This is a genomic window from Haemophilus parainfluenzae (genome assembly GCF_003253005.1).
Classification (GTDB): Bacteria; Pseudomonadota; Gammaproteobacteria; order Enterobacterales; family Pasteurellaceae; genus Haemophilus_D; species Haemophilus_D parainfluenzae_M.
Window position 1 is genome coordinate 52,108 of sequence record NZ_QEPZ01000009.1, and the last position, 19,238, is coordinate 71,345.

General features: G+C 40.0%; 9 protein-coding genes and 2 pseudogenes. 3 read left to right on the forward strand and 8 right to left on the reverse strand.

Annotated features, from left to right (window positions below; genetic code table 11):
* Positions 1-37 precede the first annotated feature (37 nt).
* The 4 genes and pseudogenes from DPV97_RS09075 to DPV97_RS09095 form a co-directional block, all read right to left on the reverse strand.
* Positions 38-637: a 4Fe-4S dicluster domain-containing protein gene (locus tag DPV97_RS09075; protein ID WP_111382968.1), complete on the reverse strand. Its 600-nt coding sequence runs from the start codon at positions 635-637 to the stop codon at positions 38-40.
* Positions 638-1,095: 458 nt separating this feature from the next.
* Entirely contained in the window at positions 1,096-8,046 is a 6,951-nt protein-coding gene (locus DPV97_RS09080; RefSeq protein ID WP_111382970.1) for a YadA-like family protein, read from the reverse strand.
* A gap of 295 nt (positions 8,047-8,341) precedes the next feature.
* Positions 8,342-8,581, reverse strand: a pseudogene (siaB, locus tag DPV97_RS09090) (5-acetyl neuraminic acid cytidyl-transferase); the annotation flags it as partial.
* Positions 8,582-8,640: 59 nt separating this feature from the next.
* Positions 8,641-8,733, reverse strand: a pseudogene (locus DPV97_RS09095) (4Fe-4S dicluster domain-containing protein); the annotation flags it as partial.
* Positions 8,734-9,068: 335 nt separating this feature from the next.
* Here DPV97_RS09095 and hybG point away from each other — a divergent pair.
* Positions 9,069-9,344, forward strand: a complete 276-nt coding sequence (gene hybG / locus DPV97_RS09100) for a hydrogenase maturation factor HybG (protein WP_005696275.1) — start codon at positions 9,069-9,071, stop codon at positions 9,342-9,344.
* Positions 9,345-9,357: 13 nt separating this feature from the next.
* Positions 9,358-11,625: a carbamoyltransferase HypF gene (hypF, locus tag DPV97_RS09105; RefSeq protein ID WP_070713079.1), complete on the forward strand. Its 2,268-nt coding sequence runs from the start codon at positions 9,358-9,360 to the stop codon at positions 11,623-11,625.
* A gap of 77 nt (positions 11,626-11,702) precedes the next feature.
* Here the strand turns inward: hypF and DPV97_RS09110 are convergent, their stop codons facing one another.
* Together DPV97_RS09110 and aroG are read right to left on the reverse strand one after the other, a co-directional pair.
* Positions 11,703-12,620, reverse strand: a complete 918-nt coding sequence (locus tag DPV97_RS09110) for a LysO family transporter (protein ID WP_186821755.1) — start codon at positions 12,618-12,620, stop codon at positions 11,703-11,705.
* A 121-nt stretch (positions 12,621-12,741) separates the two neighbouring features.
* Positions 12,742-13,833 (reverse strand): 3-deoxy-7-phosphoheptulonate synthase AroG, encoded by a 1,092-nt coding sequence (aroG, locus tag DPV97_RS09115; protein ID WP_070713076.1) that lies wholly within the window; start codon positions 13,831-13,833, stop codon positions 12,742-12,744.
* A gap of 414 nt (positions 13,834-14,247) precedes the next feature.
* Here aroG and DPV97_RS09120 point away from each other — a divergent pair, with 414 nt between their 5' ends.
* Positions 14,248-15,639 carry a DegQ family serine endoprotease gene (locus DPV97_RS09120; RefSeq protein ID WP_049374265.1) on the forward strand — a complete coding sequence of 464 codons (1,392 nt, stop codon included), beginning with the start codon at positions 14,248-14,250 and terminating at the stop codon, positions 15,637-15,639.
* A gap of 37 nt (positions 15,640-15,676) precedes the next feature.
* On the opposite strand, the gene uvrB is transcribed toward DPV97_RS09120, so the two are convergent.
* Together uvrB and DPV97_RS09680 are read right to left on the reverse strand one after the other, a co-directional pair.
* A complete protein-coding gene (uvrB, locus tag DPV97_RS09125) occupies positions 15,677-17,713 on the reverse strand; it encodes an excinuclease ABC subunit UvrB (RefSeq protein ID WP_070713071.1) in 2,037 nt (678 codons plus the stop codon).
* 425 nt (positions 17,714-18,138) lie between these two features.
* Positions 18,139-19,238 (reverse strand): YadA family autotransporter adhesin (locus tag DPV97_RS09680; protein ID WP_243585223.1); only part of this gene is annotated, 1,100 nt, incomplete at its 5' end.

Genomic DNA, 19,238 nt, shown 5'->3' on the forward strand with positions numbered 1-19,238 from the left:
CACTCCATTGATTAACGAGTAAACAAACAATAAATTTTTATCTTGGCACGACAGGAGAACCCATCATTGCCATTTCGCGTTTTTTGCGATTTGCTTGTTCGATACTCTCATCACTAATTAAGAATAAAGTTTTGGTTGGGCAAGTTTGCATACAAGCAGGACCTTCTTCACGGAAATAGCAAAGGTCGCATTTCACAGCAATAGCTTTCACACCAGGTTGCCATGCCAGCATATTGTGTAAATCTGTATTGTCTGGTGCAGTACGAATATCTCGTTTTACCGCATCAGTGAAGGAGAATCCTTCATAATAGGTAGGTGCGTCAATCGGTGCAGAACCATGTTGGGTAATGGCACCAAATGGGCAAGCAATACCACAAAGTTTACAGCCAATACACAAACCTTCGTTTAATTGAATAGTGTCATTTTCGTGCTTAATTGCATGCACAGGACATACCGTAGCACAAGGTGAATCATCACAATGACGACATAAGATCGGCACAGTAATATCGTCGTTACGCATTACTTGTAACCGCGGAAAGGATTGTAATCCAAAAGCTTTGTGTACTTCGCTGCAAGCAGCCATACAGGTATTGCATCCAATGCAATCTTTCGGATCACCTATAACAAAACGGTTCATATTTTCCCCCAAAGTATGTATAGATAGAAACAGAAAGTAGGTGGAAGGCATTACGCCAATACATCCAATAACCACTCTAGAAATAAGGATACTCCTTCAGAGTTACCTAGACTAGAGTAAAACGATTGTTTTATTGACTGAGATCATAAATTTTTTTATTTTTATCGAAGGGAAAATTTCGTATTGAGATTGACTCTCAATTCAATTTGTTAAATTTGTAAGCAATTGAAACTATTAAACTAATTATTGAAAAAAATTGCTAATGAAATGTTAAAATTCTGTTGGTATTTTCTCATTTAGCACAAAAGTGCGGTAGATTTTCCGAAAGTTTTGGAGCCTGCTTTGAAGTGGATTTTCATCATAAAAAATCCTCTTTTCTAAATGAGAATAAATAAAAAAGACATAAAAAAACACCGCAAAGTGCGGTGTTTTTTCATTATGTTTTCGCTATCAGCTGATTACCATTGGTAACCTACGCCAGCTGCAACGCCAGTTTTACCTTGAGTATTTGCCGTACCGGATAAACGGATAATAATCTTACCGTTATCAGAGATACGAGACATCCCTACTGCAAGGCCATTTTGACCTTGATAGTTACCAGCTGCAATACCAACTAAGCTCTTACCTGGTGTATAAGCTTGCGGAATATTCGCAGCCGCTAATGCACTTGCAGTACCTGCATCTGCATGTTTACCAACTTTATTGATCTTGTTGTTCAAGTTTGAAGCAACTGCATGTAACTGGCTACCATTTATAGCATCTTTAGAAGTTGCTGAAATTTCACCTGGAGCCACACCTGTAATTTTAGTAGGAGTTTTACCATCTGGACCACTTACGTTGATATTTCCAGCCTTATTAGTAATCTTAGGCCCTTTATCACCAAACTGAACACTGTCAAAGGTTACATTAGAAGCGGTTGCGTAAGTCACTTTACCGTTAGACTCTTGTTTCACGGTCATATTTTTGCCTGCAACCATTTCAACTTTTTTACCTGGATTGATCATTTCTGGTTTACCTGAAATTTTCTCACCGCCATTTGCTGAAGTGGTTAATGTAAAGCCTGACTTGTTAATTGCATTTGCTACATCTTGTGCAGTCGCCACTTTATTTGCAACATTTGCAATATTATTTGCCGCATCTGCAACTGCTTTTTTAGCAGCATCAATAACTGCAGCAGGTGCCGTCGGTGGCAAGCTATTTAATGCATTTGTCGCGTCTTCTAACGCTTTCTGCATTTCAGGCGTAACTGGACCTTGAACGCTACCATCAGCATTATTGGTAATCTTACCAGTATCAATGTCAAACTTCACATTACTTGTTGTGCCATTTTCAGTTTCTACTGAAACTTTAGTACCTTTACCATCGACAAAGTTAACGGTGTCATAAGGTTTTACGAAATCTTTCGCTTCACCATTATTTTGTAAATTCCAACCTGCATTCAACACATCAGATACGGTTGCTGCATTATTGCCTGCATTTTTTGCAATATCCGCTGCTTTTGCCGCATCAATTGGAGCAGATTTATTGTCTTTACCTGCAATCGGATTGCCCGCAACATCTTTGGCATTCTTATCTGCGTCATTTACAGACGGAAGATTAGATTTCACATTACCCAATGTCGTTGGTGCACCAATTTCATTCGGTGCTGCCGCAGGATTAACCATGTTAGTTGTTAGATCTGCAGGCTTCACTTCTGTTGCAGTCGGATTGCCTTTGTCGTCAACGGTAAAGTATTTGTCGCCCACTTTAGTTACCGGCGTGCCATTCTTATCAGTATATTGAACTGGTAAGCCTGTTACATCCACTTTTACTGTTGTGGTAGTTACTTTATTGCCATCTTTATCAACAGATTCTTTCGTTGCTAACTTCACTTTTGTGTTGTTGCCGTCTGCAAAACGAAGTTCATCATCAGGATTCACTTTTTCATCTTTATCGTCGAAGTCTGCAGCAGATAATTTTTCTGTTTGCTTACCTACAACAAAACCAGATTTTTGAATCGCCGTTGCAACTTTATTACCTGTTACATAACCATCACCTGCATTGGTCGGGGTTGTTCCCTCGTCAGGAGTTACCGGGGTTACATTGGCTTTTGGATCAGCTTTTGGCTTGCCAGTTTTCGGATCAATATCTGCTGTATTGTAATATTGATCTCCTACTTTGATTACTGGAGTATCCTTTCCATTTACTTTAGCAGTAAATTCATTTGGTTTCACTACTTCGCCATCTTTAACTGAGATAGTAATTTCACGAATACCTTTACCATTAGTTTTACCTGTTACAGAAATACCCTTACCAATGAAATCTACTTGATTTGCATTTTTCACAGTATCTACATAACCATTTTCAGGCGCACCAACAATCCAGCCCATATTCGCTAAATCACGAACAGTTGCTGCAGAGTTTAATACATTATCAGGTAATGGTGTTACCTTACCATTTTCATCTGGTTTCGTTCCTAAATTTACTAACTTAGGTTGTTTATCTTGAGCTGTTGGTGTTCCATTAGTATTAGTAGGAACACTTTCATTACTCAATACAGAACCAACACCAGTAATTTGTGTAGGTTTACCATCTGTAGACGTAACATTTAACGCAGTTGTTGGCGCTTTACCATCCTGATTATTATCAGCTGGTATCGCTTTTTCTGTTGCTAATTTAACTGGTGATACATTACTTGTAACGACATCCTTTTCAGGAACTTCGTTACCATCTGAATCCGTATATTTACCATCTTTAGTTTTAGTTAATGGTTTCCCATCTTTCTTTGTATAAACTTCAGCTGGTTTACCAACAGTTACAGTATTAAACTCAACATCATCTTTAGTTGCATAGGTAATATTGCCGTTTGCTTCATGCTTAACGGTCATGTTTTTACCTGCTTTCATCGTTACTGTTGAACCCGGTTTGATTAACTCACCTTTTTCAGTAAGTTTTTCCTTATTAGCGTTATCACCAACAGTAGTATTTTCACCACCGTCGACTTTATCCGCTTTCAGCGTAAAGCCAGAGTTATTGATCATATCCGCAACGTTTTGAGCAGTCGCCACTTTGTTCAACGGAGCTGCCGCATCTTGGGCTGCCTTAAGTGCATCTTGGGCAGCTTTTTTCGTTGCATCATCTGCATCTGGAGCCAAATTATTTACTGCTTTTTGCGCATTTGCTAAATCATCAGCAAGTTTCTTCGCTTCATCTGCAGTAACAGGACCTTTTACCGCACCAGGTTTGGTTGTGTCCGCAGTAATTTCTCCCGCATCCACATCAAACTTCACGGTGCTAGTTAAGTTGTCAGCTGTTTCAACAACTGCTTTTGTGCCTTTGCCGTTTACAAAGTTTACGGTGTCAAACGGTTTCACAAAATCAACCGCACTTCCATTGCCTTGCAGGTTCCAACCAGCATTCAATACATCAGATACCGTAGCTGCATTGTTACCTACAAAGTTAGGGTTAGGTTTTCCATCTTTTGTTGGGTTCAATAAATCAGCTGCTTCCTTTGCTGTCAATGGAGCTTTGTTGATATTATTTACATCTCCTGTAGTTCCTTTTTCTGTACCATCAGGGTTTGTTACTTTTTTATCAGCATCATTCACTGCAGGAATGTTATTTTTCACATTTTTCAATGTAGTTGGTGCTGTTGTACCCTCTGGGCCATTGATTGATGTAATTACATCACCTTTTGGTATCTCTTTATCTCCCTGACCTTTTCCATCTGGAGTTGTATGGTAAGTCACATTGCCATTTTTATCTTTTACAGGATACACTTTCGTACCATCTGCAGTTGTATAACTTACAGGTTGCTCAGGCATTTCTTGAGCCTCTGCTTTCACAGTGATTGTACGAATACCATTCTCTGTTTTACCAGATACAGTAACCCCACCTTCTCCCACGAATTTCACTTCGTCAGCATTTTTTACTTGGTCTGTGTACGCTTTTGTTAAATCGCCTGTTGTTTTGTCCGAAGATACAACCCAACCCATATTACGTAAATCACCTACAGTAGCCGCTGTAGTATCAGGAACAGCTGGAGTACCTGTAGCTGGTTTACTTAAATCTACAAGGCCTTCTTTTGGTGTTCCTGTTGGGTAATTTGTCAAACCAGATGTAACATTTTTAATTGTTTTACCACCATTATCTAAGCCATCTTTTGTCAAAGATACTGGGTTTGCTGGCGCATCTTTTGGAGTGATTGTCATACCATCACCATTGATTACAGTTTTGTCACCAGCTTGGTTTTTAAATTCAGCACTGGTTAAACCAGTCAATTCTTTTTGTAAGGAATAGATAAACTCTTTACCAGCTTGTTTAATCGCTAAATTATTGCCCGCTTTGAAAGTTACAGTCTCTCCAGCTTTGATTAACTCTTCAGCGTTATCTTCTACTGTACCAGTGCCATCTTTACCTGCTGTCGCTTTCCAGCCCATAGATGTTAAAGCATTCACCAATTGATCCGCAGTGACCAATTTACCACCAGTTGTATCAGCTGTTGGCACTCCATTTGTACCTGTCGTAATCGTGCCAGTTTTTGGAGTTAATGTGATGGTATCGCCTGCTGCACTTACTTCTAGCAAATTGCCATCGCTAGATTTAACAGTGAAAGCGATTCCATTTTCTTTATTTAATGCTTGTTTATCAGTTTCTGTAGCGGCATTAGTACCTGTTTGTCCTTTTAACTGAATTGTATTATTCGCCAATTTATGGAATTGACTACCGTTAATAGCATCTTTGGAATCTGCAGATATGTCGCCATCTTTTACATTGGTAACTTTTACTGGATCTGTACCATTAGGGCCAGATACTTTCAAGTCTCCATCATCTGTTTTAGATAATTTTGGACCTTGATCTCCACCGACTTGTACAGTTGTAAACTCAACATTATCTTTTGTTGAGAATGTGAATTTACTTCCATTTTGAGCAATCTTGATGTTTTTATCGGCTTCGAAAGTTACTGTATCGCCAGCTTTGACTTCTTGGTCTTTCTTGCCACTATTTTCGCCGTTTGTTGTGGCAGCAGAAGTTGCCTTCCAAGCAGCCGCTTTAATAGCATCAGCCACGTTGCCTACGGTGGCGATTTTGTTTTCATTGCCGGCAGTTACTGTCGGCACAGCTGCTGTGCTGATGTTGCCCGTGTTGACTTTCACACCATCATTAGTTACGGTGATTGTGTTATCTGCAGCTTTAACATCGAATTTTACATTCGCACCTTTAGCTGTGGTTACAGTATCACCATTTTTTACTTCTTCTTGTTTCGTAACTGTTACAGTTGTACCATTACCATTGACAAAGTTCACTTGGTCATCTGCGCCAATACCAGACACTTTAGTTTTAGGATCACCAGCAATATTCCAACCCAAGGCTACTTTTTTAGAAATAGAGTTTAACTGAGAACCATTGATAGCATCCGTGGAATCTTCTGCAACGCGACCCGCTGCCACATTTTTCAATTGACGTTCTGCACCAGAGCTACCAAATGAAACTACGTCACCTTCAGCTGTATGTGTACCTCCAGCCCAGTTAAAAGTGTACGCCTTCGTTGGTGAATTATCGTCAACAATGTTACCATCTTTATCGTAACTTATACTTAATTGACGTGTACCTACTAAATCAGTAGTAGAACCAGTACCAATAGCTACCGCATTTTGTTTAGTCGCATGAGCCCCGGTACCTAATGCCACTGAACCAATCGCATCAGAACGAGAGCCAGCACCAATAGCCGTACCTAAATCACCTTTCGATAAAGCATGTACCCCTAAGGATGTGGATGCATGACCATTTTTGTTTTTAGCAAAGTCAAGTGCAGCAGTATCCATAGTAAGACCAGTTAACTCTTTATAGGCATCAGCTACTGTTCCTGTAGTTGGAGTTGTACCAGCAAAACTATATTCCCGTCTTACATCTTTACCATTGATTTTTTCAGTTACGGTTTTTTTCACAACCTGGTTACTATCTTTCTCGAAAGATGTATTTTGAGCCGCTGCAGAGGCAATATTCGCCCCACCAATCATAATAGATGAGTCGCCTTGAGCATTGGTTGCACGACCCATCGCAATAGCGCCATCTTTACCAGTAGCTTTCGCTTGGTAGCCTAAAGCAACATCACCATATTCCGCCCAAGATGCTGTACCACCTGCTAAGGCATAGGCACCATTCGCTACAGAACCCATACCGATTGCTACCGCAGCTTCTGCATTTGCTTGTACCGTAGAACCCGCACCGATAGCTGTTGCACCGAAAGCACCCATACGAACTACGGAGTTAGTACCAATAGCTGTACCCAACGCTGTTGTAGAATGGGCTTCCATACCAATCACTACGGAACCAGATTGACCATACGTAGATCTATAGCCAGTTGGCATATCACGGCCAACTAGTTTATTATATTGCCCCGCTACTGTATTTGTACTTTCCGTGTATGCTAAGTTATAGTCATCAATTGTACTTACATTAGTGCTACGTACTGCATCATCTGTTACCACTTGGTATTTATTACCACGCAATTGATCTGTATCATTACCACCCAAGGCAACAACACCATCACCAGCGACTACTTGTCCACCAATAGCGATAGATTGGTCACCAATAGCACGCGCTTCTACACCAATAGCGGTGGCTTCATTGATATGATTTTTACGATAGAATGTTAAATTATTATTTACATTACCCCCTTGTAATGCTGCTTTAGTCTCTGCAGGTGCATTCGCATCTAGACCAAACCCTGCTTTAACAAGAACATTTGCATTATCATCTGCATTAGTATTATTTCTAACTAATTTTCGATTGTTATCTGGATCTACAATCACACCCGCACCGGCTTGTAAACCAAGTGCTGTAGCCGCATTCAAACGATACGTCCCATTTTCACCAAACGCTGTGTAGGCACCACGACCAACAACCGTATTAGGGCGCACTCCATTGCCAGAGCCTTCACTGAACGCATCACGGCCGATAACCAAGGTACCTTCCGCAGTACCATCTGTGATTTTGGCATTTTTACCGATAACAATACTATTGTGACCTTGTACCTTAGTATCAGTACCAATCGCAATCGTATCTTGAGCTTTGTCACCAATAATTGTTGCCCCTTTACCTATAGCGATAGCACGTGCCTGATTCGCATTTGCCGCTTCACCAAGGGCTACAGCACTGACCGCTGTCGCTTTTGAACCTTTACCGATAGCCACCGCATTGTCGCCCGTTGCCTGAGCTGAACTTTGAGTAAAGGTGTTGTTAGCAGTTGTCTCGCCAATCGCCACTGCTGCCTGTGCAGTATTAATGCTCAACAATACAGCGGCAGTTCCCACTACTGCTTTTAGTGAGTTGCTGCTGCTTTGTTTTTTATGTGCTTTGGTTAATTCTGAAACAGCCACCCAAGATTGCGTTGCTTGGCTCCAAACGATACGGAAGATTTTATTCATAAATGTCTCTCTAACGATGTTTAAAAATACCCTTAATCTCTTATTCAATTAATAAAAGAAGTAAGGCGTAAATAAAGTGGAAAAATTATACAGACTTAGTCATGAAATTCAATTTAAAAATACAATCTTTACGATAACTTACATTTATCAATGTGTAATAAAAAACAATAGCAAACGTTTGCTTTTTTTTGCGCAAGAAGCAAGCAAAAGTGCGGTGAGTTTTAGGGGCATTTTTATTGGGAAAAAGCAAATGTGCTTATCAAAAAACAAAGGCCGCAACGTGCGGCCAATTTTTTTAGAATTCTTTTGAAATTAAACTTTCTGCTAATTGCAAATCAAGTGTGGAATCAATATCAATGGAACGATAAGTTGGCATTAAATAAAAACGCATTGGCGCAATAAAAAAGCGTTTTTCTTCAAAGAGACTTTGGATGTCATTAATATAAATTGCGCCATTTGCACGATAAGATTTCGGTAATTTTTGGCGAGGGGCTTCAAAATCCGTTAATTCGTGAATAGGCTGAACTTCGGTGCCGGCATGCGCAATAAAGAAATAAAGCAAGCCTGCATTTACGGCATTGTCATCTTGTTCGGTAATCCGAAAGCTTTATACACTTCACTACAAGCGACCATACAAGTGTTGCATCCAATGCAATCCTTCGGATCACCGATTACAAAACGATTCATACATTCCCCTCCTTGTATGTAAATAACGTTTTTACAATAACCACTCTGCCTATAAAGATACTCCTATGAAAAAGTAAAGCTCAAGAAATAATTCGAAAATTTGTGATTAAGTTCAAAAGATCTTCACTGCTGTAATATAACTGTTAAACCATCGTAAAATATAATAATTTTATGTTAAAAAAACTGAATAAATTTTAAATAAATATTACCTTTATTATCTTCTAACCTCACTATACAAATTTGTAGGGTTACATGATAAAATTCTCTCATTAACGCAGGTTTATTGAGATACAATAAACTACTTATCTCATAAATATTACAACTAGGGACAGATTATGTGTTTAGGTATTCCAGGACAAATTATTCAAGTTGCAGATAGTGCATTACAGCTTGCTGTAGTCGATGTGTGCGGAGTTAAAAGAGAGGTTAATATTTCATTAATTTGCCAGGATGACCCCAAACCTCTCGTTGGTAAATGGGTACTCGTGCATGTGGGTTTTGCCATGACAATTATTGATGAAGAAGAGGCAAAACAAACCCAAGAAGCTTTAATTGCTATGAGTCAGCTAGAACACGAAGTCGGCGATTTTCTTGGCTTAAATCAAAAATAAACAGGATTGCGTTATGCAAGGGATCGAATTACGCATAAAAGGAAAGGTTCAGGGCGTGGGGTTTCGCCCTTTTGTTTGGCTTTTAGCAAATCAATATAAACTAAACGGAGATGTAAATAATGATGGACAAGGCGTATTAGTTCGTTTTGTCTCTCCACCATCAGATACACTCGAACAATTTTTATCTGATCTGCAAAATAAACTTCCTCCACTAGCGCAAATTACTAGCATTACTCAGCGTCCAATAGATTGGCCTGAAGCTACCACAGTAACAAGCTTTACTATCCGGGAAAGCGAAAACAGTCAAATGGACACACAAATTATTCCCGATGCAGCAACCTGTCCACATTGTTTAGCTGACTTATTCGATCCCAATAACCGACGCTATCATTATCCTTTTACTAACTGCACCCATTGCGGTCCGCGTTTTACTATTATCAAGGCGATTCCTTACGACCGAAAAAACACGGCAATGGCTTCTTTTCCACTTTGTTCACAATGTGAAAAAGAATATAAAGATCCTGCAGATCGTCGTTTTCATGCTCAACCCAATGCTTGTTCTGTTTGCGGCCCCCATATTTGGTTACAAGATCGAGAACAAACGCTTGCTACTCATGAAACTGCGCTAAAACAAACCGCACTTTTATTGCAACAAGGCAATATCGTCGCCGTTAAAGGTTTAGGCGGTTTCCATCTAGCCTGTGATGCAAATAACCAAAAGTCTGTTGATTTATTACGTCAACGGAAACATCGTCCGACAAAACCGTTAGCCATTATGGTGCCTGACCTGCAGTTTTTACAAGATTTAAGTGCCCAAGAAACAGAATTGCTAACCAGCAGTGCTGCGCCAATTGTACTTCTTTCAAAACACAAAGTGCCGCATATTGCCGATAACATCGCGCCAAACTTACAGGAAATCGGAGTAATGCTTCCAAGCAACCCACTACAGCATTTGTTGTTACGAGCGGTTAATCGTCCGCTCGTGATGACGTCTGCGAATGCAAGCGGGCAACCTCCAGTGCTGAAAAATGAACATGCTGTAGAACAATTAGCTGACTTGGCTGATGTTTATCTTTGTCACAACCGCGATATTCTACAACGTGCTGATGATAGTCTTGTTCGCGTTGCCTTCGATGGATTAGAAACGCTACGTCGTGCTCGTGGCTATGTGCCAGATGAAATACCACTTGAAACACAAAGCACAAAAAATGTGTTGGCTTTAGGTTCTGATCTGAAAAATACATTCTGCCTGCTACGTCACAATAAAGCCGTACTGAGCCAACATATTGGCGATACAGCAAATGAACAAGTGCGGTCACAATTGAGTGAAAATCTTGAATTATTTCAGCAGATTTATCAATTTAAACCAGACATCATCGCGGTTGATGCTCACCCCGGCTATTTTTCATCTTCCATCGGGAAACAACTTGCTGAACAGCAACAAATCCCATTCATCGAAGTACTGCATCACCATGCACACATTGTCAGTGTCATGGCCGAGCAGCATTGTAATGAACCTGTAATCGGTCTTGCACTAGACGGTATAGGCATGGGCGAAAATGGACAACTTTGGGGAGGCGAATGCCTACTCGTTGACTATCAACATAGTCAATATTTAGGTGGTTTGCCAGCTGTTGCTCTACCAGGCGGTGATCTTGCAGCGAAACAGCCTTGGCGCAACTGGCTGGCTCACCTGCATCAATTTGTGCCACAGTGGCAAGAAATACTCACAAAAACTTGCGCTGAACCGAATTGGCAAATACTAGTCAATGCCATTGAGCGCAGACTCAATTGCCCACCTATATCATCTGCAGGTCGTTTATTTGACGCCGTAGCTTATGATCTCGGCATTGCACCAACCATTGTTTCTTGGGAAGGTGAAGCGGCTTGCCATCTCGAAGCGCTAGCAAACACCTCATCTTTGGCTACCCAAGCACAAAGTGCGGTCAATATTCCAGTAAAAATGCCGCTTATCGACAATAAACTGGATTTGGCTTATTTCTGGCAAAGTTGGTTAAATTATCATGCTTCTGTTGAAGATAAAGCCTTTGCCTTTCATTATGCTCTCGCCCAAGGTTTTGCTGAACTTGCGGCAAACCAAGTTCGCCAACACCAATGCCGTACCATCGTGCTATCTGGTGGCGTGATGCATAACCAACTACTACGTCGCTTATTAAAAGAAAATTTGAGCGAATTCCATGTACTGAGCGCTCATAAATTACCGATGGGTGATGGCGGACTCAGTTTAGGTCAGGCTGTTATTGCCATGCATAGAAACTGATAATTCCTAATATTAAAATATAAGAAAAAGAGTTAATCGGAAAACGACGATTAACTCTTTTGTTTTTATATTGATTTTTATAGCGGAATACTGGAAAAGAAAACCAGTAGTAACGGTGGTAGAATGTTCGTCACAAAGCCGAATGAAATCGCAATGGGCGTCACTTCAATGCCCCCCGCTTTTTGAATAATTGGCAAGGTGCAATCTATTGCAGTCGCTCCCGTAATTCCAATTGCCGTCGAACGAAAATGACGCATAAATAATGGGATGACAAATAAACTCACAATTTCACGGGATAAATCATTAAAAAAGGCAATACTACCCTGCACTGGTCCCCACGCATTAGTTAATACCACACTAGATAATGAATACCAGCCCATTCCTGAGGCAAAAGCGAGTCCTTGGGTAATTGGCATCGCTAAAACGAAAGCAGCAACCACACCACCTAGTAACGAGGTAAAAGTAAACACCATTCCTGTTTGGAAACCACGCTTATTAAAAATAGCCTCTTTTAAAGAAATGCCATTATTTCTTAGTTGAATACCCACAAAGAAAATCAGCACAATCAATACATATAGATTTATACCTGTAGGCAGCATTAAATAGGATTTAAAAAAGAAACCACAAATGGTACCAAACACCACTGTGCCAGAAAGTTTGAGAGAATCGATTAAGGAATACCAGCGAGAATCAATTTTACCTTGTGATTTAAGTGGCTCAGCAGGATTAAAACGATCATAAAGCATCAAACCAATCATATTAGAGCCCAAAATAATTGTAGATAACGTCAACGCAGTTGTACCAATAATTGGGAGTTTATGTTCTAAATCATCCAATTGACCAAGCAAATACCCCATTAAGAAAAGGATGATGTAAAGCAAAAACATGACGATATGATTAATCTTTGGGATATAGGATTTATTATTGACCTTCAGTAGATAGCCTAACACCATCGGTATTAAGACAATTAATAAGCCATTTATCATATCCTGCATCATACATCTCCTTTCTTATCCCATTGAAGCTAGCATACCCCTTTTCTCCCCCTTTTTCAAAGCGCATAAAAAAGTGCGGTCAAAATCGATCGCACTTTTAATCATCTAAAAAAATAATTTATTAGTCATTTACTTGACGACGTGCTATTACTGCATCAGATAACTGTTTTAACACGATTTCTGTATCTTCCCAACCGATGCAAGCATCAGTGATGCTTTGTCCGTAAGTCTGAGCTTTACCATCGACTAAGTCTTGACGCCCCTCAACAATATGACTTTCTACCATGACACCGAAGATCTGCTTTGAACCACCTGCAATTTGCTGGCAAACATCTTCACAAACATCCATTTGTTTTTTGAATTGTTTGCTACTATTTGCATGGCTAAAATCAACCATGACATGTGGAATACGACCTGATTTTTCGATCTCTGCACAAACTTTTGCAACGTCTTCTGCTTTATAGTTAGGACCTTTATCCCCACCACGTAAAATAATGTGGCAGTCTTCATTTCCTTTTGTTGAAACAATAGCCGAATGGCCAAATTTTGTCACAGATAAGAAGTAATGCGAAGCTTCTGCCGCGCCCATTGCATCTAATGCTACTTTTACGCCACCATTTGTGCCATTTTTAAAGCCTACCGCACAAGATAAGCCTGAAGCTAATTCACGGTGAACTTGAGATTCAGTTGTTCTCGCACCAATTGCGCCCCAGCTCATGAAATCCGCTACATATTGTGGTGTGATCATATCTAAGAACTCACCTGCTGATGGTACACCTAAGTTATTGATGTCAGATAATAATTTACGTGCAATACGCAAACCATCATTTAAACGATATGTATCATTTAAATAAGGATCGTTAATTAAGCCTTTCCAACCCACTGTTGTACGCGGTTTTTCAAAGTAAACGCGCATCACCACTTCAAGTGTATCTTTATATTCATCACGTAATACTTTTAAACGTTTGGCATAATCTAAAGCGGCTTTAGGATCATGAATAGAACAAGGACCAATTACTACAAGTAAACGGTCATCTTTTCCATGAATAATATTGTGTGCGTGCAAGCGGGTTTCATGAACTAAATCAGCTGCTTCTTCACTTGCAGGAAATTTTTCTAATAAGGCAATGGGAGGTAATACCTGATCGACTTTTTCAATTCGGGTATCATCATTTGCAACTTTTACTTCGATTTCTTCTTTCTTCGTCGCCATATGTCACTCTCTAAATCTTAAATGTTGTGTTTCAATCTAATGGCGTTACTCTACACCTATTTTTTGTACTAGTAAACTAGTTCATTTAAATTTACATACAATTATTATGTGATTGCGTAAATTTTATACTTCTTAAGCAGTATAAACAGGGCGTTATTAAACTATATTTCAGCCTTAGGTGGCAAGGTTTTTGACGTAAAAATAGGTTGTACCAGCACTATTTAAACAAAATGATCTTTTATCTTTCAAATTGACAAATAGGTTTAGATAAATGCGGGCAAAAAGAACAATTTCAATTTCTACCGCACTTTTAAAAAATATTTTTTCAATGCCCTTGTTTTTACTGAACATCCCCCTCATTTTGTTGTCTGATTGAACACTTATTCAGTCATTTATTTTTACTTGGAGAACTCTATGAAGAAAAGAAATTTTGTATTAACCGGTATCGCATTAGGTTTAAGCGTATTTGCGACCTCTTTATCCGCTCAAGCGGCTATTCCAAATGAAATCGTGGAACAAGGCAGCCTTGCGCCAATGTTAGAAAAAGCGCAGGCAGCAGTCGTGACTCTTTCCGTTGAAGGCAAAGCAAAAGCAAACAGCCGTTCGGCATTACCTGATGATATTCCAGAAGAATTTAAATTTTTCTTCGGTGATCAATTTGGCGAACAATTCGGCGGAGATCGTGGCGCATCACGCAACTTCCGTGGTTTAGGTTCAGGTGTGATCATCAATGCAGATAAAGGCTATGTTTTAACTAACAATCACGTGGTAGATGGTGCGGATAAAATCACCGTAAAATTGCAAGACGGACGTGAGTTCAAGTCAAAACTCGTTGGAAAAGATGAACAATCTGATATCGCTTTAGTACAAATCGAAAAACCAACAAACCTCACCGCAATCAAAATAGCCGACTCCGATAAATTACGTGTCGGTGATTTTACCGTTGCTATCGGTAATCCATTCGGTTTAGGTCAAACTGTAACCTCTGGTATCGTTTCAGCACTTGGCCGCTCTACTGGTTCTGATAGTGGTGCATATGAAAACTATATTCAAACCGATGCTGCGGTAAACCGTGGTAACTCTGGCGGTGCATTATTGAATTTACAAGGTGAATTAATTGGTATCAATACGGCTATTATTTCTCCAAGTGGCGGTAACGCCGGGATTGCCTTTGCAATTCCAAGCAACCAAGCGAACAATCTTGTGCAACAAATCTTAGAATTTGGTGAAGTACGTCGTGGTTTACTCGGTATTAAGGGCGGTGAATTAAATGCCGATTTAGCGAAAGCCTTTAATGTGAGTGCACAACAAGGTGCATTTGTGAGTGAAGTTATTCCAAATTCAGCAGCAGAAAAAGCAGGCTTGAAAGCAGGTGATGTAATTACCGCAATGAATGGTCAAAAAATCTCAAGTTTCGCCGAAATGCGTGCAAAAATCGCGACCTCTGGTGCGGGTAAAGAAATTGAACTCACTTACTTACGTGATGGTAAAACTGACAACGTAAAAGTGACTTTACAAGCAGACGATGGCTCTCAAACAGCAAGTAAAACGGAACTTCCAGCATTAGACGGTGCAACCTTAAACAACTATGATGCAAAAGGTGTTAAAGGTGTGGAAATTAGTAAAGTTCAACCAAATTCAATGGCAGCACAACGCGGTTTAAAATCGGGTGATATTATCATCGGCATCAACCGCCAGCCAATTGAAAGCACGCAAGACTTACGCAAAGCATTAGATGAAAAACCATCAGCTGTTGCACTCAATATCTTACGTGGCAAAAACAACTTCTACTTATTAGTACAATAAAATAAAAAAGAGCGGTCAATTTGATCGCTCTTTTCCTTTATTCCGATATCATAAACTGCTCTCTCAATTGATGAAGTTGATCGCGTACTGCAGCGGCTTTTTCAAACTCAAGATCTTGAGCAAATTTATACATTTGTTGTTCCAATTTCTTTATTTGTTGTTGGAATTCTTTGGCTGATTTAGGTGCATTGTAAAGTGCGGTCGGTTCAGCTGCCGTTTTTCCACGCTGTTTCGATTTCGCTTTTTGATTTGCACCTTGACCAATATCTAATAATTCGCCGACTTTCTTATTCAATGCCTGTGGAACAATGCCCTTTTCTTCATTGTATTTCATTTGTTTTTCACGACGGCGATTGGTTTCGGTAATGGCTTTTTCCATAGATTTAGTAATACTATCAGCATACAAAATCGCTTTACCATTTAAGTTTCGAGCAGCACGACCGATGGTTTGGATTAAAGATCGTTCAGAACGTAAGAAACCTTCTTTATCGGCATCTAAAATCGCAACAAGAGAAACCTCTGGAATATCCAGCCCCTCACGTAATAAGTTGATGCCGACCAACACATCGAATTCACCTAAACGTAAATCACGAATAATCTCTACACGCTCAACCGTATCAATATCTGAATGCAAATAACGCACACGAATGCCGTGCTCGTCTAAGTAATCCGTTAAATCTTCCGCCATTTTCTTGGTGAGTGTTGTGACTAAAACTCGCTCATTTTTATCCGCTCTTTGGCGAGCTTCGGAAAGTAAATCATCCACTTGAATAGACACTGGACGAATTTCAATTTGCGGATCAAGTAAGCCTGTTGGACGTACCACCTGATCGACAATTTCACTGCCCGATTTTTCCAACTCATAAGGGCCTGGTGTCGCTGAAACGTAAATGGTCTGCGGCGCTAAACGCTCAAACTCTTCAAAGCGTAATGGACGGTTATCCAATGCTGAAGGCAAACGGAAACCATATTCCACCAAGGTTTCTTTACGTGAACGGTCTCCACGATACATCCCGCCAATTTGCGGCACAGTCACGTGTGATTCATCAATAATCAAAATCGCATCAGACGGCATATAATCAAATAATGTCGGAGGTGGTTCACCTTCATTTCTGCCAGAAAGGTAACGTGAATAGTTTTCGATTCCTGAGCAATAACCGAGCTCATTCATCATCTCAATATCAAATTGTGTACGTTGAGTAATACGCTGCTCTTCCAGCAATTTATGTTCCTTGATGAAATATTCACGGCGTTGCACAAGCTCCGCTTTGATTTTTTCAATGGCATCTAAAATACGCTCTCTTGGGGTCACATAGTGGGTTTTCGGATACACCGTAAAACGTGGAACGGCGCCAAAACTAGTACCCGTTAAAGGATCAAATAAACTTAAACGTTCAATTTCATCATCAAATAATTCAATTCGTACCGCACGATCGTCAGATTCTGCAGGGAAAATATCAATCACTTCGCCGCGTACCCGGAATGTACCACGCTGAAAGGCTTGATCGTTTCTTGTATATTGCAATTCTGCCAACTTCGCTAAAATCTGACGTTGATCGATAATTGCACCTTGTTGTAAATGCAACATCATCTTCAAATAGCTATCTGGATCGCCCAAACCATAAATCGCTGATACGGATGCCACTACGATAGTATCTCGACGTTCTAAAAAAGATTTCGTCGCAGACAGACGCATTTGCTCGATTTGATCATTAATAGATGCATCTTTTTCAATGAAGGTATCACTGCTAGGCACATAGGCTTCTGGTTGATAATAATCATAGTAAGACACAAAATATTCCACTGCATTTTCAGGAAAAAACGCTTTCATTTCCGCATAAAGCTGGGCGGCAAGAGTTTTATTTGGGGCAAGCAACATGGCTGGGCGGTTTAACGTTGCTATAACATTTGCAATGGTAAAGGTTTTACCTGAGCCCGTTACCCCGAGAAGGGTTTGATGAGCCAAACCATCCTCTAAATTTTCGACTAATTTTTCGATTGCTTGGGGTTGATCACCGGAAGGTTTAAAGTCTGAATGAAGGATAAAAGGCTTAGTATTAATTTTCTCTGCCATAAGTGCGGTCAATTTTTTAACTGTTTTAGAACTGTGACTATTTTAGCACATTTATTACTCCAAATTGAGCGATAAAAATCCAAGTTTTACACACACTTAGGTGTGTCAAGTCTTAAACACTTCAAAATTTAAAAATATTTTATTTTTTTTGCTGGACTTTGTATAACATATTGATATTTAAGTAAATATCACCAAATGACTAATAGATGAACAATTTGAGACAAAGCCAGTCTGCATCAGTGGTTGACCATTTTAAACAAAAACAATCCACAAAGTTATCCACAGGCTCTGTGGATAGAAAAAGAAGTCGAAAATTCATAAAAATGAATGATGAAAAAAGATTATTAGCATCAACTATTGTCTATTGTTTATAAAAAAACTCTCTCGATATTTCGAGAGAGTTTCTATTATAGGCTAATGATTAACTACCATTGATAACCCATACCTGCGCCTACAGCATAATCTCCAGAAGTCGTTGCAGAGCCACTCATCTTGAAGTGTACTCGATTACTATCACTAGCGCGGTTGATACCAACAGCTACAGCACTTTGGCCTTTAAAGCTACCAACTCCAATGCCGACCATAGTTCCTCCTGCACGGTTTACAGTTGGAATATTTGCCATTGCTACAGCACCAGCGATACCTCCACGAAGTTTTCTATCTGTTTGTTTTAATTCGCTACGAACAGAACTTATAGAATTGTCAACATAGCGTTTATTTGCCGCATCAGTTAAGTTTTTAGGATCTTGAACGTTTGTTATTCGACGTTCATGACCAATATCTCCCACTGAAACAGTATTTTCTTCTTTCGCAACAGAACCTTCACCTAATGCAACGGAGCCTGCAGCTTTAGCTTCTGCATTATGACCTATAGCTGTTGAGCGTTCTGCATGTGCTTTAGCGTTATTACCTAGAGCAGTAGAGTGATCCCCTTTCGCTTCAGAGCCATATCCCATTGCAGTTGAATCTTTACCTGAGGCTTTAGCACTATTTCTACCACTAGTATTATCAGCTGCAAATGCAGTTTTACCATCTTTACTTATTAAACCTGAATTTTCGATACGGGTTTCAATTGCCTTCGCTTTATCTTCAGAGGCTTTCGCAGAATCTTTAGCGGTGATTGCTTCATCACGAGCCGATTCAGCTTTACCTTGGGCTGCTTCGGCTTTACCTTGGGCTGCTTCGGCTTTACCTTGTGCTTTTTCAGCTTCGCCTTGTGCTGTTACAGCAGCATCTTTAGCAGTGATTGCTTCATCACGAGCCGCTTCAGCTTTACCTTGTGCTTTTTCAGCTTCGCCTTGTGCTGTTACAGCTGCATCTTTAGCGGTGATTGCTTCATCACGAGCCGCTTCAGCTTTACCTTGTGCTTTTTCAGCTTCGCCTTGTGCTGTTACAGCAGCATCTTTAGCGGTGATTGCTTCATCACGAGCCGATTCAGCTTTATCTTGGGCTTCTTCTGCCTTGCCTTGAGCTGCTTCGGCTTTTCCTTGTGCTTTTTCAGCTTCACCTTGTGCTGTTACAGCAG